We start from the raw sequence: 25,513 nt of genomic DNA on the forward strand, positions 1-25,513 counted from the left end.
TCTCGCACTAAAAGTTTTAGAAATGGGCTTTTCACTCGATTTCGTCCAGGACTTCTATGCTTAAATAAAGCTACCACCCCTGTTTGAGCTTGATTGTAAAAGCTACTACCAATGGCAATAACTAGTTAAACCTCTGCGCGCTCAGCTAAGATACCTCAGATATAATAAAGATATATAAAGATTTGTTACTGCCTTTATAAATACCAAAACCTATGGCTACCTCAGACAAAATCCTGTACGTGCGCTTGCCGTGCAATCCGATTTTCCCAATTGGAGCAGTATATCTAGCAGATTTTGTTCGCAAAGTAGCCCCACAGACCGAACAGCGGATTTTCGATTTGGGTACGGTTCCGCCTTTGGATTTCTATAAGGCTTTAGATCGCAGCATCGATGAGTTCCAGCCAAATCTCCTGGTGTTTTCCTGGCGCGATATTCAAATTTATGCCCCGGTTGGAGGGCGTGGGGGTAATCCGCTCCAAAATGCCTTTGAGTTTTATTACGCCGCCAATCCCTTCATTAAGCTGCGCGGCGCACTTAATGGTCTCCGTCTGTTTGCGTCATACTATACGGAACTGTGGCGAAATTCCCGTTTGATTCGACGGGGTCTAGCCCGGACGCGTCGTTACCAGCCCCAGGCAAGGGCTGTAGTTGGTGGTGGGGCAGTTAGCGTATTTTACGAGCAATTGGCAAGCTATTTACCCAAGGGCACTATCGTATCTGTGGGCGAGGGGGAATCGCTTCTGGAAAGATTAGTGCAAGGCAGGGAGATAGGGAGCGATCGCTGTTATGTGGTTGGCGAAACTCAGCCGCGCGATCGCCTGATTTACGAGCAGCCCGCCCCCATCGAAAAAAGCGCCTGCGACTACGACTACATTGAGTCGATCTGGCCGGAATTTAACTATTACTTCCGCGATCGCGACTTTTATATTGGCGTGCAGACCAAGCGGGGCTGTCCCCACAACTGTTGTTACTGCGTTTATACGACGATCGAGGGCAAGCAAGTACGCATTAATCCCGCCGATGAGGTGGTGCGAGAAATGCAACAGCTTTACGATCGGGGCATTCGTAACTTCTGGTTTACCGACGCGCAGTTTATCCCTGCCAAGCGATATATAGATGATGTCATAGAGCTATTACGCAAGATCGTCGCATCGGGGATGACCGATATCCACTGGGCGGCCTATATCCGTGCCGATAACCTCACGCCAGAGTTGTGCGAGCTCATGGTTGCGACTGGCATGAATTACTTTGAAATTGGCATTACCAGCGGCTCGCAGGAACTGGTGCGTAAAATGCGGATGGGGTATAACCTGCGGCACGTCCTGCAAAACTGTCGCGATTTAAAAGCAGCGGGATTTAACGACCTGGTCTCGGTGAACTACTCGTTTAACGTGATCGACGAAACCTGCGATACGATTCGTCAGACGATCGCTTACCACCGCGAGCTAGAGAACATCTTTGGCGCGGATAAAGTAGAGCCTGCCATCTTCTTTATTGGCTTGCAGCCGCACACGCATCTAGAAGAGTACGCCTTTAAAAACGAAATTCTCAAACCAGACTACAATCCCATGAGCATGATGCCGTGGAATGCCAAGAAGCTGCTGTGGAATCCCGAACCGCTCGGCTCTTTCTTTGGTGAAGTGTGTTTAGAGGCATGGCGGCGTAATGGCGACGATTTTGGTCGTACTGTGATGGATATTCTAGAAGAACGCCTTGGCCGTGCCGAACTTGAGGAAGCCTTGACCGCTCCCATTGTTGGTGCGTCTGCGCTTAAACCTGTTGCTGTTTAGTTAAAGGTGATATCCGTCACAGCGATCTGCGTCAAACCCGTGAATCGGATGCGATCGCCACCAAAATTAGTGAGATTAATTTGGAGATTGCCTCCTACCAGGCTGCCAACTCCACTGTCACTGCTGTTGATGATATTGTCGCTGTTGGTGTCCAGGTTAGTGCTGCTCAGGGCGAAGGCAGAGAGAGCGATGCGATCGCTACCACTTTGGAAGTCCTGAATGATATCGACTCCAAAAGTGCTGCTAAAGATGAATGTATCCGCATCAGCGCCTCCGGCCAGGGTATCGTTCCCCGCTCCCCCATTGAGGCTGTCGCTACCATTACCACCCTGGATGTTGTCTGCGCCACCAGAACCAATGATGCTGTCATTTCCGCCGCGACCTTGAATCGTAGCGCTGACCAGGGTGATGCCCGTGAAGTCCCAGGTGTCGCCAGCGGTATCGTCGCCGCGAATGTTGAAGGCTCCCAGATCGCTTTCGATGCGATCGATCCCCGATGTGGCTTTATCGAACTGTGACTGTAGACCATCGAAGTTGGTAGTGCCGCTAACTAGAATTCTGTCGGTACCGCTAATGCCGTTGTCCTGATAGCGATCGCGGCCATCACCTATAGACCACAGGTAGGTATCGCCACTGTTACCGCCGTTGAGCGTATCGATACCCGCTCCACCGTCGAGCGTGTCGCTGCCGTCACCGCCATTAAGAGAATCGTTGCCGTTACCACCGTCTACTAGATCGCTACCAGCATTGCCGCCTAGAGAATCGTTACCTTCGCCGCCCTGGATGGTTTCGGCACCATTGGAACCGATAATGTTGTCATCGCCGCCGCGTCCTTGAATCGTGGCGCTGACCAGGGTAATACCAGTGAAGTCCCAGGTATCCGCTGCGGTATTGTCACCTCGGATGTTGAAGGTTCCCAGGTCGCTTTCGATGCGATCGATACCTGATGCAGTGCGATTGAAGGGTGACTGTAGACCGTCGAAGTTGGTCGTATCGCTGACAATAATTCTATCCGTGCCACTGGTGCCGCTATCTTGATAGCGATCGCGATCGTCGCCTGCGAACCAGAGATAGGTATCGCCACCATTACCACCGTCGAGCGTATCGATGCCGGGGCCACCATCGAGCGTATCGCTACCATTGCCGCCATTGAGGGAGTCGTTGCCACCACGTCCGTCCAGGAAGTCGTTGCCAGCTAGAGCGTTAATAGCATTTGCGGAGCTATTGCCAGTTAAGGTTTCGCTGGCATCGGTACCGTTAATTATTTGGATTCCAGGATTAACTACGCCTGTAATTGCGAAGTTATAGGGATTCTCATTGCTATCGTTAGTGGGAATGACAATCTCGCCAGTGTAGGTTCCGGCTGTTGCGGCATCCAATTGTACGGTGATGGTCTGACTGGTGCCTGCGGCGACGCTGGGTGGGAAGGTACCGACGACGCTGAAGCCAGTTGGTAGGGTTGGAGTGCCCAAGGTCAGAGCAGCGGTGCCTGTATTCTCAATCGTGAAGGTGCGTGTAAGTGCTGTACCGACTGTGGTGCTGCCGTAGTCGGTGTTGTCTGTGGTGCTGGGAGTCGTATCGCCATCAACGATGTTGTTGCCGTTACCTGTGACGTTGACTTCTGGTATGGGTGCGGCATTGACCGTCCCTTGAATGGCGAAGTTATAGGGATTCTCATCGCTGTCGTTATTGGGAATGACGATCTCGCCAGTGTAGGTTCCAGTTGCCGTTGCATCTAGTCGCACAGCGATCGTGGCACTACCGCCTGCGGCGATGCTGGTGGGGGCTGCGCCGACGAGGCTGAAGCCGTTGGGTAGGGTTGGCGCGTTCAGGGTTAGTTCGGCGGTGCCGGTGTTCTCAATCGTAAACGTGCGCGTCAGTGCGGTGCCGACTGTGGTGTTGCCGTAGTCAGTGTTGTCTGTTGCGTCTGGTGCGATATCGCCATCGATAATGTTATTACCGTTCCCTGTGACGTTTATCTCTGGAGTGGGTGCAACATCATTATCGGTAATCTCGACTGAACCAGATGTTGTGCTGCCAAGGGTAATTCCAGTAGAAAGGTTGCTAATGGCGAAAGTAGCAGTTTCTAAACCTTCCACCAGGATATCGTCGTTGATAGCGATCGTGAAGGAACCCGTGCTTTGACCGCCTGGGATTGTGATTTGAGTGGGAATCGTGCCCGTGAAGTCATCGGTAGTGATGCTTGTGCCGCTAAGGTTGACATTCACTGTCTGATCGCCAACGACGTTGCTGGAGGCAGTAGCCGTTACTGTTATCGCTGTTTTGCCTGCTTCGCTAGCCGTGCTTGGAGAAACCGCTATATTTACTTGTGGTGCTACAACATCGTCGTTCGCAATGGTGTAGGTGGCTGTGGTCTGACTCCCTAAGGTTGCTCCACCTGTGGGCGTTCCAAGTTGGAGGTTGATGGTTTCATCGGGTTCTATGGTGGTATCGCCTGCGATGGGAATGGATACGGTTTTGCTGGTTGTGTCTCCATCGGCAAAGTTGACGGTAATGGGAAAAATATTTGTGTAGTCGCTACCCCCAATAGCTGTACCTGAGGAGCTAGTCAACTGTACGGGAACGCTTACGGCACCGACATCGCCGCCCGTACGCTCTACAATAGCAATTACCTGATTGACAGCACTGCCACTGCTCCCTTCATCGCCGCTCAGCGTTGCTGTGAGGAATGAGAGTTTGCCAGGAGATAGGGATAGCGTATTGAAAACTGGTGCGGTTTGAATGGGCGTTTGGTTGTCAAAGGTAATGGTGGCTTGGGCATCGATGCGAGTGCCGTCAACTGCATTGGCCTTGGGTTGGATGCTGTAACTAACAAAGCCTTGTCCTGAACCATTCTGAACGTTGGGTGGTAGGAAACCTCTAGATGGATCGGCGATCGGGTTACCAGTGACAGGATCGATAGTGGTGAATTGCCAGGTAATAATCCCCGTGGTTTTGTCTAGTGCGGCAACAACATCAACTAAGATGCCCGATGGACTGGTCAAGTCGAAGCGCTGACTGTAATTTGTTTCACCCAATGGGATATCGCTAGTGGTACTACCAAAGCCAAAGTTATTGAATGTGAAGGTACTGAGATCGAGGTCTGGATCGAGTTGTTGGGAAATCTTAACCTGGGCGACGGGGGATGTGCCTTGAGCGGTATTGTTGCTAAAGCGAATGGTGTAGGGAATCACTGCACCTGGCTTTAATAAATGCTCGGTGCCCGAGCCTTCGGGGTTGATCAGGGTGTTGGGAGCGCTGAGGGTGATATCTCGCTGGAGAGTGACGTATCCATCTAAAAATTCAGGAGCGTTGTTGGTGAGGGCAAGATCGAGGGTGGCGGCATCTAACAAGGCAGGATCGGTGATGCCAGCATTTTGGGCAATTTGCAGTGCTGCTGCCTTTACGTCTGGAGCCAGGGTATTAATGGTAGTAATAGTGTTAGGGAAATTTAGGTCGGTAAAGGTGCTGGTATTTTGCCCTGCATCGTAGTCAAACAGGGAATTGGCTTGATTAATGCGCCAACTGTTGGCATAGTCGCCATAGAGTTGGGTATTGGAAATGGAACCACCGATAACCGTGCCATCGCGGAGGGCAAAGTCATCGTTTATATTATCGTTACTATTGCCTAAGAGTCCGACTACTTTCCCCTTGCGGTTATCGGCAAGTCCGAGACTGAGATCCATGTAACTGGCATTGAAAGTGACCTGAATTTGGTCGCCGTTGGCAGTGAAAACATTATATTGATTGCCATCTCGACTAATCAAGTTTTGCCCAATTGCGTAGAGCGAGCCATCGGGGATAGCTATGGAAACTCCGTTGACTTGTATGGGATTCGCGTCGTTCAAGTCGAAGCCAATGCGCTGTCCACCAATTTTGAGGGCAATGGCAGTATTGACCGAGACATCAGTTCTGCTACCCCAGGGTTGTTGTCGGGTTTGAATTTCAAAGTCATCGGTGGTGGATTTGAAAAGGGTGAATTCACCGACGGACTGGAAGTCGTAATTAATTCCATCAAAGGTTGTCAGGTGGGGGTCACCTTGACTGGTTGGTTGAGGGACTGGGGGTGGGTTGAAGTCAAAGTCTAAAGCTTCTGGTGGAATTGGTGGCCTGTAGTCATTGGGTGGGATATTATATTCGGGTTCAGGAGGACAAATAACGTCAGCAGCAGCACCACCAGCAGCACCACCAGCAGCACCACCAGCATAACGACCAGCATAACGACCAGCAGCAGCACCAGCAGCAGCACCAAGAACTCCACCTAGAACTCCACCAAAAGGACCTCCTAAAACGGTTCCTATTACTACTCCAAGACGTACTCCAGCGCCAAGTCCTACACGAGCACCAGCAGCACCTCCGGCACGAGCACCAGCACCACCTCCGGCACGAGCACCAGCAGCAGCAGCAGCCTTCTTAATGTAATCACATATAGAAAGTCCAGTTGGATCATTGAGCCCGCTTGGATCGTTAAAAACATACCTGTAAAGGTTTGCATCCCCACTATTCAATCCAATTGGATCGATCGCTGTAAATCTTCCCAATTTTGAGTCGTAAAATCTTGCTCGCATGAAATCGAGGCCGTTTCCTTCATCCATTACGCCAAATTGCCCGACATACTCGAAGGGATTGGGAACGCCTTCAGTTTTGGTTAAATCTTCGCCAAATGGTAGATAGCTATAACGGTTGACGTAGTTGCCATCGGTAGCGGTGAGGCCGACTGTGGAGCCGATCGCATCGGCATCATAGTAGTTTGCATTATTCCCATTTACCCGACTGACTAAACCAATACCTTGATTGTAGTGAGCGACCAAATTCCCACTGCTGTCATATTCCCCAACTATATTGCCCAAACCAGTTGGATCGAGTAAATATTCCGTGCGCTGACCGTTCAGGGTAGTAGCAATGCGATTTCCCAAGCCATCGTATTGATAATCCCAAGTCCCCTGCGAAGTCACTACTTTTACGAGGCGATTCTCCGCATCGTATGTATAGGTGGATGTCTGTCCTCCCTCCGTTTTCGCAGTCAAATTTCCATCCGTATCGTAGGTGTAGACTGCATTCCCAACATTGGTATACTGATTCAGGCTATTGCTGGTGTAACTTGTCGCCGAGCCATTATCCGTCACCCCAACCCGATTTCCGGCAGCATCATATTGATAGTTAATGGTGCGATTTGTGGGCGTAATTACAGAAGTCAACTGACCGATGGCATCATAACCATATTGGAAAGTTCCCTCTAATGTGGTCATGCTAGTCCGCCGACCTAAATTGTCGTAGGTGTACTCAAACCGCGAGTTAACCGTGTTGTCAGCTTTGAAGTTGATTAAACGAGTTAACTGACTCTGCCGATCGTATTCGTAGGTCGTATACGTGCCGTTGCCATTGGTTTCCCTCGTCAGACGACCTGCACTGTCGTAGTCATAGCTGATAATGCTCTGACCCGTTCCATCCGTTAAGCTTTTTAAGCGCCCTGCAGAATCGTAGCTGTAGTTAACCGTATAACCATCTTGAGACACCAGTTGGGTGCGCTGACCGTCGGCATTGTAGGTATATTGCAGCGAGCGACCGTTGGGATAGCTGATGTTTGTCAGGCGCATGGCAGCGTCGTACTGCAAGTTTATGGTGCCCGTGGCATCGGTGACACTGGTGAGACTTCCCATCGTGTCATAGCCGTAAGTGACGCTCGATCCATCTGCGAACTGTTTCCTTGTCAGTTGTCCACTGGTATTGTAGGTATATTGAATCGTGCTGCCCCGACGGTTGACCGAACTGGTGATATTCCCAGCCGCATCCACGCTGAATTGTTGAGAACTACCATCGGCGTAGGTAATCCTGTTGATGTTGCCGTTGGCATCGTAGCCGTAACTCATCCCATTCCCTTTGGGGTCAGTAAAACTTGTGAGTTGATTGAAGGTGGGGTCGTAAGTGAATTTTGTGTCTCGACCAAGTAGATCCGTTTGTCTGGTTAAATTACCGGAGCGATCGTAACTATAGGTAGCCTGACTGCTATTGGGAAGAGTTGCACCAATCAAATTCCCGTTCGCATCATAGCGAAATAAGAGATTCTGGTTATTAACGCCCCGTATTTGCCCGCTATTACCACGGTCGTCCAATAAAATCGTTTGTGATGCTCCCGTGCTATCAGTAACAGTCGCACCCCCGGCGCTATCGTAACTGTAGGTGAGGCTTTGGGTCTGTCCGTTGCTAAATTCCTTCGTCAGGCGACCTTTATCGTCATATTCAAAACTGCGCTGATAACCCAGATCGGAAGTCACCGACAGGAGAGAATACTTTTTCGCGGCAACGCTTCCCGTATCGTAGGTGTAGGTCGTCGTTCCCTGAGGAGTAGTGACAGAAAGTAGATTTTCACCAGCAGCATCGTAGTTGTAACTGCTAACTTCTCCTGCGGAGTTGGTAACCTGACTGATACGCCCTAGAGCGTTGTAGGCGAGAGTCAAGCTATCTCCATTTGTATGAACTAACCTGGTAAGCCTGTCTCCCGTGTATTCCAGAGTAATCCGATTACCGTTGGTATCCTCAAAGGAATTCAGCTTGCCATCGCTGCCAAATAGCGACACAGAGCCATTTGTTTCCTTCAAGCGATATTGCCCACCCGTACTCGTTATCGTCGCGCCGCCCACTTCGCGGAAGGTGCCATCGGCTTGCCGCTCGAACAGGCGCTGTAAATCTCCCACACTGCGAATGATGACATTGCCTTTGCTATCTGTTGTTGCGCGCAAATCCCACTGGCTAGACCATCCCCTCCCTAACGTGCCCAAGTTGTAGCGCTCAGCTACAGATTGATTGAAGGTGCGGCTAAAGGTCAAAGACAGTCCCGGTGCAGGATCGACTAAATCGGTCGTACTGAGTAAAGCCCTATTGGCAAGGGTATTGGCTGCTTGTTTCCATTCAAAGGCAAATAATCGGTTCAAGTTGCTGGCCGGCTGTCCCAGTTGACTCAAATAGGTCGCATTTTCTGCCATTGCGGTTTGAAACTGACCGGCAGTTGTACCTAAGTCGGCAGTCAGGTTACTCCATAGCGCATCCCAGCCTGCAGGATCGATGAAACTATAATCAGCGCGAGATTCGGCTTTCATTGCTGCCCAGTCGATCGCCTCATTGGGATTCACTTGCTCGACATTAAAAGAAATTAAGCCATTGCCGTTAGGAGTATATTTGAAGGAAAATTGACCGCTTTGCCCAGGAGCCAAAATTCCCAACGGTCCGTTGGGATTTGTGCCGAGATTTAGGCCGAGTAACTGGCGGAGAGTTGGACTGCTACTGGTTTGTGCCGATAGATCTACTTGAGCGTTGGTAGCGTTTACTCTAAGCAGTGGTGCGGCAATATCTGTTTCCCCAACATTCGTGTAAGTAACTGTTGCTACTCCCTGTGCTCCATAACTCAGCTTGGTCTGCACGTTTCCAACAGCGCCATTGCTGACGGTAAAGGCATCCTTAGCCGCTACCGTATTTTGAGAATCTTTGAGCGTGATATCGTACTTCTTACTGGCCAATCCATTCAGGTCAAAGGTTGCCCAGAGTTCGCTGCCACTGACCCAATAAACTTTGCTAGCAGCGCGATCGGTTCCGCTGCTGTCAGTCAAGCTAATGAGATTGGTGGGTGAGAAATTTTCACCAGTAATAGCGATTGTTACTTGCCCCTTATTGCTGCCCAGCGCACCAATAGGAAATCCAGTAATCGTTGGAGTTCCTGCAGGTGGTGGCGGCGGTGGCGGTATGACTGTATCGTCATTAACAATAGTCAGGACAGCGGTATTCTGAGTTCCCAGAGCCGTATTATTGCTGAGATTTGCGATCGCAAGATTTATGGTTTCATTCGGTTCCGATGTCGTGTCATCAACTATTGGGATAGTTATCGTCTTGGAGGTTTCGCCAATGCCAAAGGTTACAGGTATGGGAGTACTATTGTAGTCCGCAGGTGCAGTTGCCGTGCCATCGCTTAAGAAAACCGTGAGGCTTGTCTGACTTGAAGTATCCCCAGAGCGCAGCAAAGTAACTTCTGCCGTTGCATTCTCATTAAAGCTATAGGTGGCACTGCCGAAGCTAACTGTATTGGTAGGGGTAACAACAGGGTTGGTGTACTCAAACGCCGTAGAGGTGAGGTTTAACCCCGTGACATTCTGAAAGACCGCGATCAGTTCGTCAGGCTCCGTATCTGGCTTATCGAAGTAGAGATTGGTATTGGCACCCGACACCTCTAAACGATAGTTAGAAGCTGCTCCTCGCAACTGTACCTTATCTTCCAGGGGATTGAAGTCCTCGATCTGGGCGTAATCGCTGCTGCCATCGGTAGAAGTATTGCGATCATCATAGTAAACGCTGTCAGAGCTACCCAAGATAAAACGATCTGCTCCGTCGCCTCCATTCAGCCTGTCCTGTTCCCCAATACCAAAGTCGGGACTATTAGAATTTACACCCCTGAGAACGTCATTGCCTGCATCGCCCTGGAGGTAATCATTACCAGCACTACCATTTAAGGAATCGTTGTCAGCACCACCATAGAGGTTGTCATTGCCAGCACTACCAGTCAAGGCATCATTACCTGCCCCACTACTCATCTGGCTTACTGGTATGAAAGGGTTGCTACTACTGAAGTTTGCAGCAGAAGCATCTACACTATCATCGCCAGAGCTACCCGTAAAACCTAATCGTTCGATGTTCTGAACTGTTCCACCTGTAGTATTACTACCTCCCGTACTCGTAAAGTTAATAACCACTCCACTAGCTTGCCCAGAGTAGTTGAGATCCAGTTGATCTTCTCCCGCCCCACCGTCGATAACATCGGTGGAACTAAAAGAAAAAATGAGATCGTTCCCCTCTCCACCATTAACTGTGTTAGACCCTGCATCGCCCTGTAGGTAATCATTGCCAGCACTACCATTTAAGGAGTCATTGCCGTCGCCGCCATAGAGGTTGTCATTACCAGCACTGCCAGTCAGTAAGTCATTTCCGGCATTCCCATTCAATGCACTTACTGGCAAGAAAGGGTTAGTGCCACTCAAGTTCGCAGCAGAAGCATCCACGCTATCATCGCCAGCACTACCCGTAAATGCTAGTTGTTCGATATTCTGAATTGTGCCACCTGTGGAAGTAGTACCATTTCCTGTACCTGCAAAGTTAATAGCTACACCATTTGTTTGCCCAGAGTAGTTGAGATCCAGATAATCGTCCCCCACACCACCGTCGATAACATCGGTGGAACTAATAGAAAAAATGAGATCGTTCCCCTCTCCACCATTAACTGTGTTAGTACCCGCTTCGCCGTACAAATAGTCTGCCCCGTTAGCGCCAAAGATCGAATCATTACCTGCTTCACCATGTAATTGATCTTCCCCAGAGCTACCAGTTATACTATCGTTCCCCACACCGCTAAATACATAGTTTGGATTAAAAGGTTGAGTACCAGTGGCAGCGGTAATATCTATAGTGTCATTCCCACTCCCCGTCCTGAGATCGACTCGCTCGATTTCTCGGAAGACAGTACCATTATTCGCCCCACCCGTAACCGTGCCATTGTTGGGGTCGGTATAGATAATGCTTGTATCCGCTGTGTCTGTGGAGTTATAGATAAGGAGTCTGTCATTTCCATCACCACCGATAACGCTGTCTGCCCCTGTACCTGGATTAATATCGTCATCCTCAGAAGTTCCAACAATCGTGTCATTCCCCGATGTCCCCGTAAAACTTTGCTGCTCTACTTGAATTGCTTGACCGTCAACTTGAATAATGCCGCGATCTTCCGATACCTTAAGCTGCTGAAGCGTTTCAACTGACAGATTCTCTCCCAGTGCTAACGCCAAGAAAATTCGCCCTTCATCCCCCGGTGTATCTGTTGCATTCAACCGCGCATCAAGTCGATGTCCAAACTCCTCCAGCAATAGATTTGCTAAGCGATCTGGATTATCCTGAGCCGCTCCCAGAAACTCCAACGACAGGTAAATCTTATCCGTAGATGCCGCATAAGCACCATTAGCCCCATGCAATTCTGCCGCCGAGACAATCTCAATCCCAGACAACAAACTAAAATCACCCGCCAACCACGCCACCTGCAAAGCATTTGCCCCCGTCCCCTCGCCAAACGCCAGCGCCATCTTAGCAATGAATTCAGGATCGCCCGCAAAGCTTCTCAACCGTTCCTGCGCCGCCAGCAGAGCCTGCTTCAGATCGCCCAAAAGCTTTGACTCCAAACTCAGCATCGTTTCAACCAACAGATTGGTTTGGAGGAAGTATGTCGTTTTCATGTATGGTGTTTAGCCTTTTAATGAGATAGAAGTATGATGAAATGCATTCAAATTAATATGGCAAAAATCGCCGCCACAGCAAGCAACTCAAGCCATTTTTAGAGTAATTAAACTGTTCCCTCGCGATGCAATGCGATCGCAAGACCCTTGCCACCAAAAACTTAAAAGCGATTATTTAGGCGATCGCCCACTCCGCCAGTAAATAATTATCCAGAGAGCGATCGCCTCATGCAAGAAAACCGTATTTGAGAAAGCCGAAATTTCAGCTTGGGAGGATTTAGAGTTTCCGCATTAGAGGCAAATGTTAATTCCAATAGATTAACTCTATCCCCGATGGATTTACAGTTAGATTTAGATATCACAATTTAGAACAATGCAACAAAATGGGTTGGTAAAAATTTAGCTCTCAAAAGTGAAAAAGTAGGGAAGGTTTGACCAAATATCCTAATTTCTTGCAAAACTGTCGTTTTTGCTACCATTTTTAACTCAAATTAGCACCCTAAAGTAAAGATTCATGTATTTCTATTTCGCAACCCTTAACACAACAAAAATCTCACATAGCACAAACTCTCACTAATCTCATCCGCCAAATTGCTTAGCTCCAAATCGCGATCGCCCATAAATCTAACATAATCTCAAAGGGCGATCGCGCTTAAATTCGCCTAGTTCGTAAACACAGCGATCGCATTACAAGATCTATAAGCTTCAATTGTTTTTGATGGATTTTGTCTGAACTTCAGACCGATCGATCTCAATCCCCAGACTCTTCGCTTTCTCTACCATGCGACGAATGAAAGCTCTTCGCGCCTCTATTCCATGCAAAGAATCCCGATAAGCCACTATATGGTGCGCCAACTCATCGCGACTCATAGTATCAAAATTTAATTTACTCATCTCTTTTTCCTCCAGAGATATCATCTTCGTCCAAGAAAGAGCCGTTAGGATATATGTAGTAGGCTTTCGTCAGCTTCCACTCAGAATGATTCATCGGCGTACCAAAGATAGCTAGGTAACATCCAGGATAAACACTGTCTGGATCCGGTGCAAAGTCATAAAGGAGTCCGCTCCATTGCCAGTTAGCTCGAATCAATTCGTAGAGTTGTCTAAGAACCCATTTAGGAAGTCGCAGTTGCCAGATTTCTTAGCATTTTGCGGATTAAAGCCAAGTAAATAAACGATTCAGACATTTGCTCATAAAATTCATAATCCTTGCTTAGTCTACGACAATTACCTAACCAAGCAAAGGTTCGCTCTACCACCCAACGCTTTGACTCCACTACAAAACCTTTCTGATTGTCTGCCCGTTTGCTAACTTCCCAAAGCCATCCGAAGTTGTCGTTGACCCATTGTGTGATTTCATCACCAGAGAATCCAGCATCAACCAGAATTTTCTCTAATCGTGGTAATGGAGATGTGAGATTCTGTAACAACTGCTTAGCTCCTGCTCTTTCACCGATGTTAGCTGCACACACCAACACCTTTACAACTAAGCCCAAGGTGTCAACCATAGCGAAGCGTTTTCTGCCCTTGATTTGCTTACCGCCATCAAAACCTCGACTGCCCGCACTTTCTGTTGTCTTCACACTCTGGCTATCGATACTCACCAAGCTTGGGGTCGCCTCTTTACTAACCTTTTCCCTAAATTGTTGGCTCAATTTGCGATTAATCTCCTCCAGTAGCCCAGTTCTTTCCCACCTTTGCCAGTAGAAATAGACCGTTGAGTAAGGCGGAAAGTCATGGGGTAGATTCTGCCATGTACAACCATTTTTGAGTATATAGAAAATGGCATTCAGTAACTCTCGCATATTTGTTTTGGGTGGCCTACCCCATTTTGATGGTTTGGGTAGCATGGGTGCGATAATTTCCCATTCTTGGTTGGATAAATCGGTATTATAGGATCGGCGCATCTCTTCAGGTTTATACTAGACTTCATCAGTATTTATACCTGCTTTTGGTGCGCCTTTTACTTCCTAAATGGCTTCTAAGTTGTGCCTCTGTTGGCTGCATTTAACCCCAAGATAGTTGCAATTATTATAGCCTGCTAAATATTTTAGCGTAGTGTAAGGCAGCGATCGCCCCACCAGAACGCCTAACACCGAAAAGCGATCGCGCTTAAAATTCCTTAGTATTTCCCTCTAAACATTTCAAGAAAGAATTAACGCCAAGCAATTGTATTGCATACGACTCCATTGCTGTTCTCAAAGCATCATCAGCGCGTAAATCATCATCTCCAGACACGATGACATTTGCTTTGCCATCAATAGCTGTGGCTAGCACAGGTAAATCTTACGGGCAATGTGACTCACCCTCCTAGCAAAGCGAGAATCCAGATATTGGTGTCAATAACTACTGGAGTTTAGACTAAAAAGTGGTAAAAAGCAGCCAGCCATTGCAGACTGACCGCTTGATGATGGAAGCTGAAAAGACTATAAAATCAACAGCTTCATCATGATTAGTTTGGATAAACTTGAGCAATTTCGCAAGTACACGTACGAAATTATAGGGAACGGGAGAGATGCGCTGTTCGACTTGATGGATGCGGTACTGACGAGTCGGAGTGTTTCATCGTTTGTGGAACTTTCGTTAAGCCCATTATTTCGGAGGGAGTGGTCGAGTATCTATGAAGCACTGCAAGATAGTCATCCTCCACGTGAAGACTTGATGAAGCAATACATACAGCAAATGCCGGCAGCAGAGGTGACGATATTGGCGGGCGACCATACAGCCTGGTCGCGTCCCTATGCGGTGACATTACAAGAACGCACCTACGAACATCAACCTCAACCGGGAGTAGGAAGCAAACCTGTTACGGTGGGGCAAGGATACAGCACAATTGCCTGGATTCCAGAGTCAGAAGGGAGTTTTGCCTTACCGTTGCGGCATGAGCGGATCACCAGTTTCGAGAACCCGATTCAGAAAGCCGCTAGTCAGTTACGCTTGGTTTGTGCGGAAATTCCTGGGACTGTGCTTTTCCTGGGGGATGGCGAGTATGGGTGCGCACCATTTTTGCAGCAAACAGCAGACATCCCGTGTATCAAGCTGCTCAGGCTACGCCCCAACCGGGTTCTGTATCATGCCCCAAAGGATTACGAGGGGCATGGGCGACCCCATAAGCATGGAGAGAAATTTAGCCTCAAAGACTCTGACACTTGGTCTATTCCCCAAGCAGACATCACAATTGCAGAGCCTAAACTGGGACGATTGCAAATTCGTCGATGGCCAAACCTGCACTTAAAGCAAGCCGCAGACCATCCCTTTACACTCATTCTGGTCGAACGTCTTGATATGCCTGAATCGAAACCCCTGTGGTTGATTTGGGTCGCTAAAGACGAGCCAATCTTGAGTGAGGTATGGCAAAAATATCTGCGCAGATTTGCCATTGAGCATTGGTATCGCTTGGTGCGTCAACGTCTCCATTGGACAATCCCTCAGCTTTCTACCCCTGCTCAGATGGAGACTTGGTCGGACTTGATGCCTTTACTTACTTGGCAATTGTGGCTCGCTCGTGAACTTGTCCAAGACTCTCCTCTGCCTTGGCAGAAACCGATGACTAAATTGTCTCCTGGTCGAGTTGCAAATGCTTTTGCTTTAGTTTTGGTCAGGATTGGCTCTCCTTCCCCTGACCCTAAACCTCGCGGTAAGTCTCCAGGTTGGCCTCTTGGGAAAAAACGAACCCAACGGATTCGTTATCCTACTGTCAAAAAACGCTATGCCAAGCCCCTCAAAAAAGCTTCCGCTGCAACTGCTTAGCTCAACTTCTTCCCTTTTATCCTCTCTCTCGCTAGTTTCTATCTAGCGAGATGCTTCTTGTTGCCTTTTAGTCTAAACTCCAGTAACTACACGAAATGTCCCGCACAGAACTTCCTCAGACCTTATCCGCCAAATAGCTTGCTTCCTTCTCAAAAGTGCCAGAATGCCTCGCAGAACAAGCAAGCTTACGCTAAAATAGCAGTTAGCATCTCAAAGCAACACGTTAAAAGAAACACAATGGCTGTTACCCGCTGGACAGACGAAATGCTTGATGGCTTAGCCTCAACCGTTGGTGGTTTAGCTGCAACTGTTAGCGAACTAAGCTCGGATGTTAGCGAGCTACGCACAACTGTTAGTGAATTAAGCTCAACTGTAGGTGAATTAACTTCAACTGTTCACGAGGTGCGTGACAGTCTAGATGGAGTCAGAATAACCGCTCAAGCATTGCTGCAAATTGCCGCCCAAAACCAACAAAGAATGGATATGTTCGAGCAAGAACTAGATCTGATGAAACAACGTCAGGCTGAAAGCGACCAAAGATTTAATGTCTTGCTTGAGGAAGTACGTTATTTGATTCGAGGCAATCGGGACGATCGAGAAAATTCGGAAAATCAGGGTGGATCGTCCTGATAGAAAACCCGAAAATAAAGCGCTATCCCTATTCAGTCAAGCGATTCCTTACAGGATGCGTTCAGCTCGATAAAATATTAGTGCAATCTCTCATGAGTTTTAAGCATTCCCACGATAATTTTGGATTGGGGTAAAGCGGCTTGGTAGTTTTTTTAATTCAGCGATCCTATTGCTCAGAAACAGCAGCAATCTAAGCCTCTGAAACTCTTGTTTGGTAATGATTGTGGCTGCCTGTTGAGATGTCGAGCGGCGACGAGCGCCCATTTGCTCGTAGGAGGCAAACATAGTCGCAGTGCTATCCTGTCGGGGAATGGCGTTACTTACTTGTCTAAACGCAGCGATCGCGCCATCGTAATCCCCATTTTTTAGTTTGTCCACCCCACTGACTACTAACTTAGTTAGTCGAAGCTGGTTCGCCAAGCTATGGGCTTGCGATACCTGAGATACTGGTGGCTGCGCCTGACTAGTGGGAATTTGACATAGCACGACCGTAGTAATGCCAAGCAGAGAAACTGTTTTAGCCACAATTTGCCCGATCGACTGGCGGCTTAGTTTAGCTAGCTGAAACGATTTGTGTGGATTTTGGGAGCTAAGTGAAATAGCCATCTCTGCAAGAATTAGTCGATAGGTGATTAGATATTCCTATGGTAGGTAAACTAATTAAACTCATGTTGTTTTCATATGACGCTTGTTAGACTGGCACAGCAATTGATTAAAAACTACTAATCAAATACAACTGTCCGTAACCCCAGGTTAGAACTAGCGGCTTGACCGTAAACCAGAACCCGATTCTGGAGATGCAGGCGAACGGCACGGGCGAGAACTATTCTCTCTAGATCCTTGCCTTTGCGAATCAAATCGGAGACGGAATCGCGATGAGAGATTCTAATCACATCCTGTTCGATAATTGGGCCTTCATCAAGATCTTCAGTGACGTAGTGGGCAGTAGCGCCGATAATCTTGACGCCGCGACTGTACGCGCGCTGGTAAGGATTCGCACCAGGGAAAGCTGGTAGGAAAGAATGGTGAATATTAATTACATTGGAAAACTGCGATAGGAATTCAGGGCTAAGTATTTGCATGTACTTAGCCAATACTACTAAATCGATATCGTATTGCTTTAGCAATGCCAGTTGCTGTGCTTCCTGGGCTTGTTTGGTGTCTGCCGTGACGGGTAAGTAATGGAAGTTAATACCAAAATTATGCGCGATCGCTTCTAAGTCGGGATGATTCCCAATTACAACTGGAATTGTAGCCTGTAACTCACCGGATCGCTGGCGCAGAATCAGGTCGTAGAGACAGTGATCTTGCTTAGTGACAAAAATAGCGATGCGCCGCACCGAGTCAGAGAAATGTAACTGCCATTTGGCATCAATTACTTCTGCTAACGGATCGAAGGCTTCACCAATAAATTGTCGTTGTAAGTTAAAGCCTTCTAATTCCCATTCCACCCGCATCAAAAATAAACCCGCTGCAGCATCCGTATGCTGGTCGGCATGGAGAATATTACCATTATGGGAAAATAGCCAGTCCGCAATTTTCGCTACCAGACCTTTGCGATCTGCACATGAGATTAACAGAGTTGCCGTTGCCATAGGTGTACCGTCATAAATAATAATCTTAGCCCTAACCCTTCGCCATCAGGGAGGGCAACAGAACCCAAACGGGGGCTGCGCCCCTGCGACCCCTATAAGTTAGGTTATTCGGAGCAAAAGCGATTGCAGCTCTGCGTAACATCTGTTAACTAAGAGCAGTTTTGAGTGCGTCCACAACCATCATTTGCTGAGCTTCTGATAGTTCGGGGAACATAGGTAAAGATAATACTTGCTGGCACGCGGCTTCGCAAACTGGAAAACTGCCCTGTTCATAGCCCAAATATGCGTAAACCTCCTGCAAGTGCAGTGGTAGGGGGTAGTAGGTGGTTGCGATTACGTCCTGTTCTCTGAGCTTGGCCTGGACGGCATCGCGATCGCAGTCAACCAGTCTAATGGTGTATTGGTTCCAAACACTACCAGGACATTTGGGCGGTGTAATTAGGTGGGGAACGTGTTTGAGGAATTGCTCGTAGCGATCGGCAATCTCCAGCCTGAGTTGGTTCCAACGGTTAAGGTGTGGTAATTTGACCCGCAAAATTGCCGCCTGAATGGCATCCAGGCGGGAATTCATACCAATATGCGAGTGATAGTAGCGCTTGGCACTACCATGATCGCGCAGGATTTTGACTTGCTCGGCGATCGCCGCATTATTAGTCGTCACCATACCGCCATCACCGCAACCACCCAGGTTTTTAGTGGGGTAATAACTAAAACAACCGACATCGCCAAAACTACCTACCCTCTTCCCTTGCCAGGTAGCTCCAGTTGCCTGGGCACAATCTTCTATGACATGGAGGTTGTTGGCAACAGCAATTGCCATCAGCCTCGTCATGTCCACGGGACGACCAAATATATGTACGGGCATGATGGCACGGGTGCGATCGGTAATCGCCGCTTCTAAGCGATCGAGATCGAGGTTAAAACTATCTGCCTCAATATCCACAAATACAGGCTTTGCACCTACCATGCTGATTACCTCAGCGCTAGCAAAAAAGGTAAATGGTGAAGTAATTACCTCATCGCCATTGCCAACCCCCAAGGCTCTCAGCGCTAAGTAGAGGGCATCAGTACCGGAGTTGCAGGCTATTCCATGCCCGGAACCAATATACTCAGCAAATTCCACCTCAAACTGCATCACGTGCGGGCCACCAATATATTGACCTGAGGCCAGAACTGCCATCACCTCCCGATTGAGATCGTTACCAATCTGTTGAAATTGCTGAGTGACATCAAAAGGTGGAACTTTGCTCACGTGGGTTTCCTTGACTCTATTTCCTTGAACATACAAAAACTGGCAACGCTATTCTTCACCTTTTATAGCTATAGCCAACAGGCTTAGGACGGGGTGCAGGGGTGGAACCCCTGCGTGGGGGCACAGCCCCCACACCCCCATGTCCTAACAGATCTGTCTATGGCTATAAAAGTGAGGAATATAGTCGCCCTACAAATTATCGCCCAATCAAGGTCAATATTCAGTTCTTACCAAATATTATTGATAGTTATAGTCGAGGGCATGGGGGCTGCTCTTACGCGGCTCACCCCCCGCATCCTTGTGGATAAACCAATCTGTTGGCAGTTATTATTTGCTATCGGCACGGGAATAGTCATCGTGAAATCTGACAATGTCATCTTCCCCCAGATACTCGCCATTTTGCACTTCAATAATCACAAGCGGAATTAGACCGGGGTTTTCCAGGCGGTGCGCCGTGCATTGCGGTACGTAGGTGGATTGATTGCTACCGATCAGGGTTTCGCGATCGCCACAGACAACTCTTGCCGTACCAGAAACCACGATCCAATGCTCGCTGCGGTGATGGTGCATTTGTAAGCTCAGTCTGTGACCGGGTTTAACCTCAATCCGCTTAATTTTATAGCCGCGCCCTTCCTCTAAGACCGTGAACGATCCCCATGGCCGCGCAGATGACAAATTGTTACCATTTAGTACGGCTTCGGCTGTTACTGCGATCGAGCGATCGGCCTCTTTTAATGCTTCTTTAACCTGTGCCATGGTTTTTCCTCGTGCGTTTAGATGTTTGGTGAAATATTCTTACTGTCTGTACCTATTGTGCCAATTCCCGACATAAGCATAGCAGCTACACTAGAAAATTACGTAAGCCACCCCTGTATCCTGGGAACTGCCAATATTCTTGGAGCTATGGTTTTACGCCACTGAGCTGATGACCAAAAATACAAGGGGATTTGTTCCCCTCCAACTAAATACTAAATACGATAAGCGTGAAAATCTAGGGAAAGTTTGGGGGGAGATCGACAAAAATCCAGGGAAATATTGAGGGAGGCAAAAAATTATACTGAAGTCGATACGACTATGGCTTAATTTAAAATTTGTGTTATTGTTAAATTATTGTTAAAAAGTATTAACAAAGGATTTGTACGCAATATAAGGACCTTAATCTATGAGTGAATGTTTACGTGTAGGTCAACCCGCTCCTGATTTTTCCGCTACAGCGGTTGTGGATCAAGAATTCAAGACTGTGAAGCTGTCTGGCTACGCAGGTAAGTATGTAGTGTTGTTTTTCTACCCACTAGACTTCACTTTTGTTTGCCCCACGGAAATTACTGCATTCAGCGATCGCTATGACGAGTTCAAAGCTCTCAATACTGAGGTATTGGGAGTCTCCGTAGATAGCGAATTTTCCCACCTTGCTTGGATTCAAACCGATCGCAAGTCTGGTGGTGTGGGTGACTTAAATTATCCTCTAGTTGCGGATCTGAAGAAATCAATTAGTGCTGCCTACAATGTGTTAGATCCAGAGGCTGGCGTAGCTTTACGCGGTCTGTTTATCATCGATAAAGCTGGAATTATTCAACATGCCACGATTAATAATCTGGCATTCGGTCGCAGCGTCGATGAAACTCTGCGCACGCTCAAGGCTATTCAATATACGCAAGCTCACCCGGATGAAGTTTGCCCTGCAGGTTGGGAGCCTGGTAAGGATACCATGAAGCCAACTCCAAAAGGCTCTAAGGAATTCTTTGCCAAGCTCTAATAGTCTCTGGTCGAGCTATTTTACAACTGGCAACTTTGCGAGCAGCTTTCCAACAGGAGAGTTGCTCGCGATCTAGGGAAGAATCTAGTTATCCCGATATGGACTGGCGACTATAGCGGTTTTCAGATGAAAACGAGAAGGGGGTTTGGGGGCGTTGCCCCCAAGAAGGGGTGAAACCCCTTCACCCCGTCAATAAAACCTGTTCTCAATTGAAAAATGCTATAGAAGTCGCGGCTATACAAACAGAGTCAACCTGTGTGGACTTTAAGTTCTCAACTTCTGAGCGCGTACGCGATTCAGTAACTTTCTCCCAACGATAGATTGCAAGCAATTACAGTGTAGGCCAGTTATTTATTAGCACAGGCGTAGGCAATTAACTTAGCTGTGACGGATGAAGGATCTGCGCTGTTTACAGGGGCTTTTTCTTCAAGATTAAGGGTTTCACCAGTCAGTAAGTTTTTTAATTTGAGAACTCGATAGGAATTAGTATTACAATCGGCGGATAAGTAGCCTTCAATGTCTCTAACTAGATTGCCAGAGGAATCGCGCAGCACAGTTTTAGCACCAAATACAACGGAGCTACCGTTCTTTTGTAGTGAATCCTTATCGACATAATTTAAGCCGTCACTTTTATCGATTTCTACCCATTCCACAGCCCAAGCAGCGTGGGTGATACCCAAGCTAAAAAGCGCAGCTACTATGGCTAGTATAGATTTCATATTTTTTGCCTACCTTCAACTAGATTAAGAACTATAGCTGTAGCCACTAGGCTTAGGACGGGGTGCAGGGGTAGAACCCCTGCGTGGGGGCACAGACCCCACACCCCCTGTCCTAACAGATTTGTCTATGGCTATACCTTAACCGATTGCGAATGCTTATATAGCGTTTTCCAATTGAGAACAGGTTTTTGCGATCGCTGATACCCGTGTGATGGCCTGCCGTGTCTTAGCTGTAGGTGCGAGTTGCTCCGTAGGCGTTGGTTTCACAGATGAGGCGATCGCTGCTCGTTCATTTTAATCGTGACTAAAGTTAGAGCGGTTTCATGACGTTTTGGTGATGCTCCTGAGTGCAGCAAATCGCTAAATTAGTTGCATTAATTGCATTTGGTTTGCGCTTTGCGCGGGAGAAAGTTAGCTATGGATGTTACGTTTCACGAAGCCGAATCTATACAGTTCGTTCGACAGCCCCACGAGATTGACGAATTTATTGACTCTTTTCAATATTTAGGCGCACGTCTATTTCTAAGGGCACTCAAGCCTGCCATGCTGCGGTGGAGCGATCGGGTCGGCCAGATCGTGCCGCCTCTAGGACAACTTCAGACTTTACCCGCAGGCACGCTTGGATATGAGTTTGCCGCGTTCGTGCGATCGCGGCAGCTAAAACCCATCGCCTATGGCCCCAGACGCGCCCAGATCCACGACGTACTGCATGCTCTGTTAGGCTACGATACCGATTTTGTCGGCGAGCAGCAAGTACAGTGGTTCATTCTTGGGACCAAGCCGCTCTGGTTCAACGTTGTAATTGGCACGCATTTTTGGTTGCGATCGCGCCAATGGCAACCAGGTTGGGATGCCTTTTGTCGAGGTCGTAACTCCACCCTAGATCCCGACACTTTTCCAGTAGAACAGCTTTGGCATATTCCAGTTGCGGAGATCTATCAGCAATATCATCTGCAATCTGATTAAAAGAGCATCTAAACAACAAGAGACACGGTTTTCGTGTCTCTTGTTGCGATCTGTATTATCTGTATTAATTGGTATACAAGCATAAATTTTTCAGGAGCGACTATTACCAATGCCAAGCTGATGCTTGGAGAGTTTCAGCTTTTGCCACAAAGACTCTATTTGCTCGAAAGACTCTTTAGGTGACATCTTGCCCCCTTTTTCTAAAGCAGAAATAATCCCGACGCGATGGGCAAATTCTTGCAAATTAGCATCAAACATCAGGTTTTCAGGCGTGAACTCACCGTAAAAGCGGTGATATGGATTAAGAAACTCAGACATTTTGCTCATGGCAACCCTCCTAAATTAGAAACTTCTTTTTGTACTTGTTTAACCTCAAGGAAAAGTTCGGGAGATCTAAAAGCTAAAACCTGGTTACTGATAGTTTATAACTGCCCCTGAAGGCGCTTTTAAAATTACTCTTAACCCTTTTAAAATACCCAAACCTACCTGACACACATCAGTATCTTCTACAAAAAGTTAAAAATATGCGATCGGCGTTTGTTAACACAAGTGATTTAGATCTCTTAACCATATATTAACCTATTCTTAACCTAAGAACCCTTAATTCATTATTACAGTCCGGATCGTTTGTCAACGGTCAGAATTTCTCGCAGCAATAAAATAAGGGCAGCCTTGAAAATCTGCCCAAAAAACTTCCTGAAAGCCATCAGAGTCAGTTATGGGGGGGAAGGGGCATCCCAACCCCAACCTCCAACTCCCATCACAGCCAATCGCGAGTTTGCACGGCATTTTGCATTTTGGCGATCGCCTCGGTAGTAGAAATTGCGCCGAGATCGCCGTGCTTGCGGCTGCGAATGCTGAGGGTGTTTGACTCCATTTCTTTGGCACCGATAATTGCCATGACGGGAATCTTTTCTAGCTCGGCTTTGCGGATTTGTTTTGCCATGCGATCGCCGCTATTGTCAATTTGCACTCGCAGCCCTGCCTGACGCATCAGATGCTCTACCTCGCGGGCATAGTCAACCTGAGCGTCGGAGATGGGGATCAAGCGTGCTTGAATTGGTGCCAACCATAGGGGAAAATCCCCTGCATAGTTTTCCACGAGGATACCGAAGAAACGCTCCAGGGAGCCAAACAGAGCGCGGTGAATCATAATGGGGCGGTGACGATTGCCATCCTCTCCCACGTATTCCATATCAAAGCGTTCTGGCAAATTAAAATCTACCTGGATCGTAGAACACTGCCAGCGTCGTCCGATCGCATCTTCGATCTTAATATCGATTTTAGGCCCGTAGAACGCGCCACCGCCTTCGTCGATTACATAATTCCAACCCTTGCGATCGAGGGCATCGCGCAGGGCTTGGGTGGCCTTATCCCAGATCTGCTCCGAGCCGACATACTTCTCTGGGCGCGTAGAAAGATTGACCTCATAGTTGTTAAACCCAAACGTGGTGAGAATTAATTCAGCCAGATTCAAGACACCCAGAATTTCTTCAGCAATTTGTGACTCCATGCAGAAAATGTGAGCGTCATCCTGCGTGAAGCCGCGCACGCGCATCAAGCCGTGCATCGTCCCAGACCGCTCGTAGCGATACACCGTACCCAGTTCGCCCCAGCGAATCGGCAATTCTCGATAGGAATGGAGGGCATCTTTATAGATCAGGATATGGAAGGGGCAGTTCATCGGTTTGATTTGATATGCCTGCTCTTCCACTTCCATAGGCTGAAACATGCTTTCGCGGTAGAAGTCGTTATGTCCTGAAGTTTTCCAGAGTTCGAGATTAGCCATGTGAGGCGTGGTTACCAACTCGTAGCCATTGCTGAGATGAGTCTCTTTCCAAAAGCTTTCGATGATATTACGCATGGTGGCTCCGCGTGGGTGCCAGAATACCAGACCGCCACCCGCATCTTCCTGGATGCTGAATAGCTGTAAATCCTTACCTAGTTTGCGATGATCGCGGCGTTTGGCTTCCTCGATCTGCTCCTTATAGGCAGCTAGCTGCTCGGGGGTCTCCCATGCCGTACCGTAGATGCGCTGCAACATGGCATTTTTTTCATCGCCGCGCCAATAGGCTCCGGCGACACTTTCTAGCTCAAACGCATCGGGATTAATTTCGCCCGTTGTTTCCAGGTGCGGCCCCGCACATAAATCCCACCAGGGATTTTCAATCTTGGCAGGATCGCCAATCGTATAGCGCGTAATTATCTGTCCCTCGGGGATGGCATCTAATAGTTCCAGTTTGTAGGGTTCGTTCAGCTTGACGATCTCAGCTTTAATGGCCTCGCGCTCGAACTCCTGGCGCACCAATGGCAAGTTAGCCTTGATGATGCGCTTCATCTCCTTGGTAATAGCTTTGAGATCGGCGGGCGCGAATGGTGCTTTGCGGTCAAAGTCGTAGTAAAAGCCAGTTTCAGTTGATGGGCCAATCGTTACCTTGGTTTCTGGGAATAGTTTTTGTACTGCCATTGCCATCACGTGTGAGGCGGTGTGGCGAATGCGGTGCAGGCGATCCGGATCGGCCTGACGGAGGATATCTCCAGGTTTTGGGGCAACTGCGATCGTAGACATAAAACTCTGTTTGACTTTTTTGACTTGACTTAAACATTCATCTTACGCGGAAGAGCTTGAAACCCCGCGTAACATTTCAGTTAAACCTATATTATAGAAAACCTGGCACTTTGGTACTTGCAAAGCCATAACCTCGTGGCAAGCGAGTGGGTGGCGCGATCGCTCTTGCACCCTTGCCACCCCATCTCCATCTGCTAGGATCTGGACGATGTCTAGGTTAGCAA

At 48.1% G+C, this 25,513-nt stretch carries 16 protein-coding genes; 5 read left to right on the forward strand and 11 right to left on the reverse strand.

Features of this window, described 5'->3' with window-relative positions; genetic code table 11:
- Positions 1 to 212: 212 nt before the first annotated feature.
- On the forward strand, positions 213 to 1,790 hold the full coding sequence (locus PSE6802_RS0120450; RefSeq protein ID WP_019501905.1) for a photosystem II high light acclimation radical SAM protein: 1,578 nt from the start codon (positions 213 to 215) through the stop codon (positions 1,788 to 1,790).
- Here PSE6802_RS0120450 and PSE6802_RS33735 read toward each other — a convergent pair.
- The 4 genes from PSE6802_RS33735 to PSE6802_RS34965 all read right to left on the reverse strand — a co-directional run bounded on the left by PSE6802_RS33735 (position 1,787) and on the right by PSE6802_RS34965 (position 14,329).
- Complete coding sequence (locus PSE6802_RS33735) at positions 1,787 to 12,052, reverse strand: choice-of-anchor D domain-containing protein (RefSeq protein WP_019501906.1); 10,266 nt, start codon at positions 12,050 to 12,052, stop codon at positions 1,787 to 1,789. The two genes, PSE6802_RS0120450 and PSE6802_RS33735, sit on opposite strands and share 4 nt — an antisense overlap.
- Before the next feature lie 705 nt (positions 12,053 to 12,757).
- Positions 12,758 to 12,946, reverse strand: a complete 189-nt coding sequence (locus tag PSE6802_RS0120460; protein WP_019501907.1) for a hypothetical protein — start codon at positions 12,944 to 12,946, stop codon at positions 12,758 to 12,760.
- A 221-nt stretch (positions 12,947 to 13,167) separates the two neighbouring features.
- Positions 13,168 to 13,959: an IS5 family transposase gene (locus tag PSE6802_RS0120465; protein ID WP_019498649.1), complete on the reverse strand. Its 792-nt coding sequence runs from the start codon at positions 13,957 to 13,959 to the stop codon at positions 13,168 to 13,170.
- Between the two features lie 205 nt (positions 13,960 to 14,164).
- The gene (locus PSE6802_RS34965; protein ID WP_019501908.1) at positions 14,165 to 14,329 is read right to left on the reverse strand and encodes a hypothetical protein; all 165 of its coding nucleotides are present in this window, start codon (positions 14,327 to 14,329) and stop codon (positions 14,165 to 14,167) included.
- Positions 14,330 to 14,500: 171 nt separating this feature from the next.
- On the opposite strand from PSE6802_RS34965, the gene PSE6802_RS0120475 reads away from it, so the two are divergent.
- Positions 14,501 to 15,802: an NF041680 family putative transposase gene (locus PSE6802_RS0120475; RefSeq protein WP_019498766.1), complete on the forward strand. Its 1,302-nt coding sequence runs from the start codon at positions 14,501 to 14,503 to the stop codon at positions 15,800 to 15,802.
- A 237-nt stretch (positions 15,803 to 16,039) separates the two neighbouring features.
- Positions 16,040 to 16,432 (forward strand): hypothetical protein, encoded by a 393-nt coding sequence (locus PSE6802_RS0120480; protein WP_019501909.1) that lies wholly within the window; start codon positions 16,040 to 16,042, stop codon positions 16,430 to 16,432.
- Between the two features lie 99 nt (positions 16,433 to 16,531).
- On the opposite strand, the gene PSE6802_RS0120485 is transcribed toward PSE6802_RS0120480, so the two are convergent.
- The 4 genes from PSE6802_RS0120485 to PSE6802_RS0120500 all read right to left on the reverse strand — a co-directional run bounded on the left by PSE6802_RS0120485 (position 16,532) and on the right by PSE6802_RS0120500 (position 20,035).
- Positions 16,532 to 17,038, reverse strand: a complete 507-nt coding sequence (locus tag PSE6802_RS0120485; protein WP_019501910.1) for a hypothetical protein — start codon at positions 17,036 to 17,038, stop codon at positions 16,532 to 16,534.
- A gap of 116 nt (positions 17,039 to 17,154) precedes the next feature.
- Positions 17,155 to 18,027, reverse strand: a complete 873-nt coding sequence (purU, locus tag PSE6802_RS0120490) for a formyltetrahydrofolate deformylase (RefSeq protein WP_019501911.1) — start codon at positions 18,025 to 18,027, stop codon at positions 17,155 to 17,157.
- A gap of 145 nt (positions 18,028 to 18,172) precedes the next feature.
- Positions 18,173 to 19,279 (reverse strand): DegT/DnrJ/EryC1/StrS family aminotransferase, encoded by a 1,107-nt coding sequence (locus PSE6802_RS0120495; protein ID WP_019501912.1) that lies wholly within the window; start codon positions 19,277 to 19,279, stop codon positions 18,173 to 18,175.
- Positions 19,280 to 19,606: 327 nt separating this feature from the next.
- On the reverse strand, positions 19,607 to 20,035 hold the full coding sequence (locus tag PSE6802_RS0120500; RefSeq protein WP_019501913.1) for a phosphomannose isomerase type II C-terminal cupin domain: 429 nt from the start codon (positions 20,033 to 20,035) through the stop codon (positions 19,607 to 19,609).
- A gap of 406 nt (positions 20,036 to 20,441) precedes the next feature.
- Between PSE6802_RS0120500 and PSE6802_RS0120510 the strand changes: the two genes are divergently transcribed.
- Complete coding sequence (locus PSE6802_RS0120510) at positions 20,442 to 21,035, forward strand: peroxiredoxin (protein WP_019501915.1); 594 nt, start codon at positions 20,442 to 20,444, stop codon at positions 21,033 to 21,035.
- 347 nt (positions 21,036 to 21,382) lie between these two features.
- On the opposite strand, the gene PSE6802_RS0120515 is transcribed toward PSE6802_RS0120510, so the two are convergent.
- Entirely contained in the window at positions 21,383 to 21,754 is a 372-nt protein-coding gene (locus tag PSE6802_RS0120515) for a hypothetical protein (protein WP_019501916.1), read from the reverse strand.
- Between the two features lie 417 nt (positions 21,755 to 22,171).
- Here PSE6802_RS0120515 and PSE6802_RS29830 point away from each other — a divergent pair, with 417 nt between their 5' ends.
- Positions 22,172 to 22,720, forward strand: coding sequence for a Coq4 family protein (locus PSE6802_RS29830; protein WP_019501917.1), 549 nt, complete (start codon positions 22,172 to 22,174; stop codon positions 22,718 to 22,720).
- A 90-nt stretch (positions 22,721 to 22,810) separates the two neighbouring features.
- Here the strand turns inward: PSE6802_RS29830 and PSE6802_RS0120525 are convergent, their stop codons facing one another.
- Positions 22,811 to 23,047 carry a DUF7219 family protein gene (locus PSE6802_RS0120525; protein ID WP_019501918.1) on the reverse strand — a complete coding sequence of 79 codons (237 nt, stop codon included), beginning with the start codon at positions 23,045 to 23,047 and terminating at the stop codon, positions 22,811 to 22,813.
- 433 nt (positions 23,048 to 23,480) lie between these two features.
- Positions 23,481 to 25,289, reverse strand: coding sequence for a threonine--tRNA ligase (thrS, locus tag PSE6802_RS0120530; protein ID WP_019501919.1), 1,809 nt, complete (start codon positions 25,287 to 25,289; stop codon positions 23,481 to 23,483).
- Between the last annotated feature and the right edge of the window lie 224 nt (positions 25,290 to 25,513).

The sequence above is a fragment of the Pseudanabaena sp. PCC 6802 genome, assembly GCF_000332175.1.
Classification (GTDB): Bacteria; Cyanobacteriota; Cyanobacteriia; order Pseudanabaenales; family Pseudanabaenaceae; genus PCC-6802.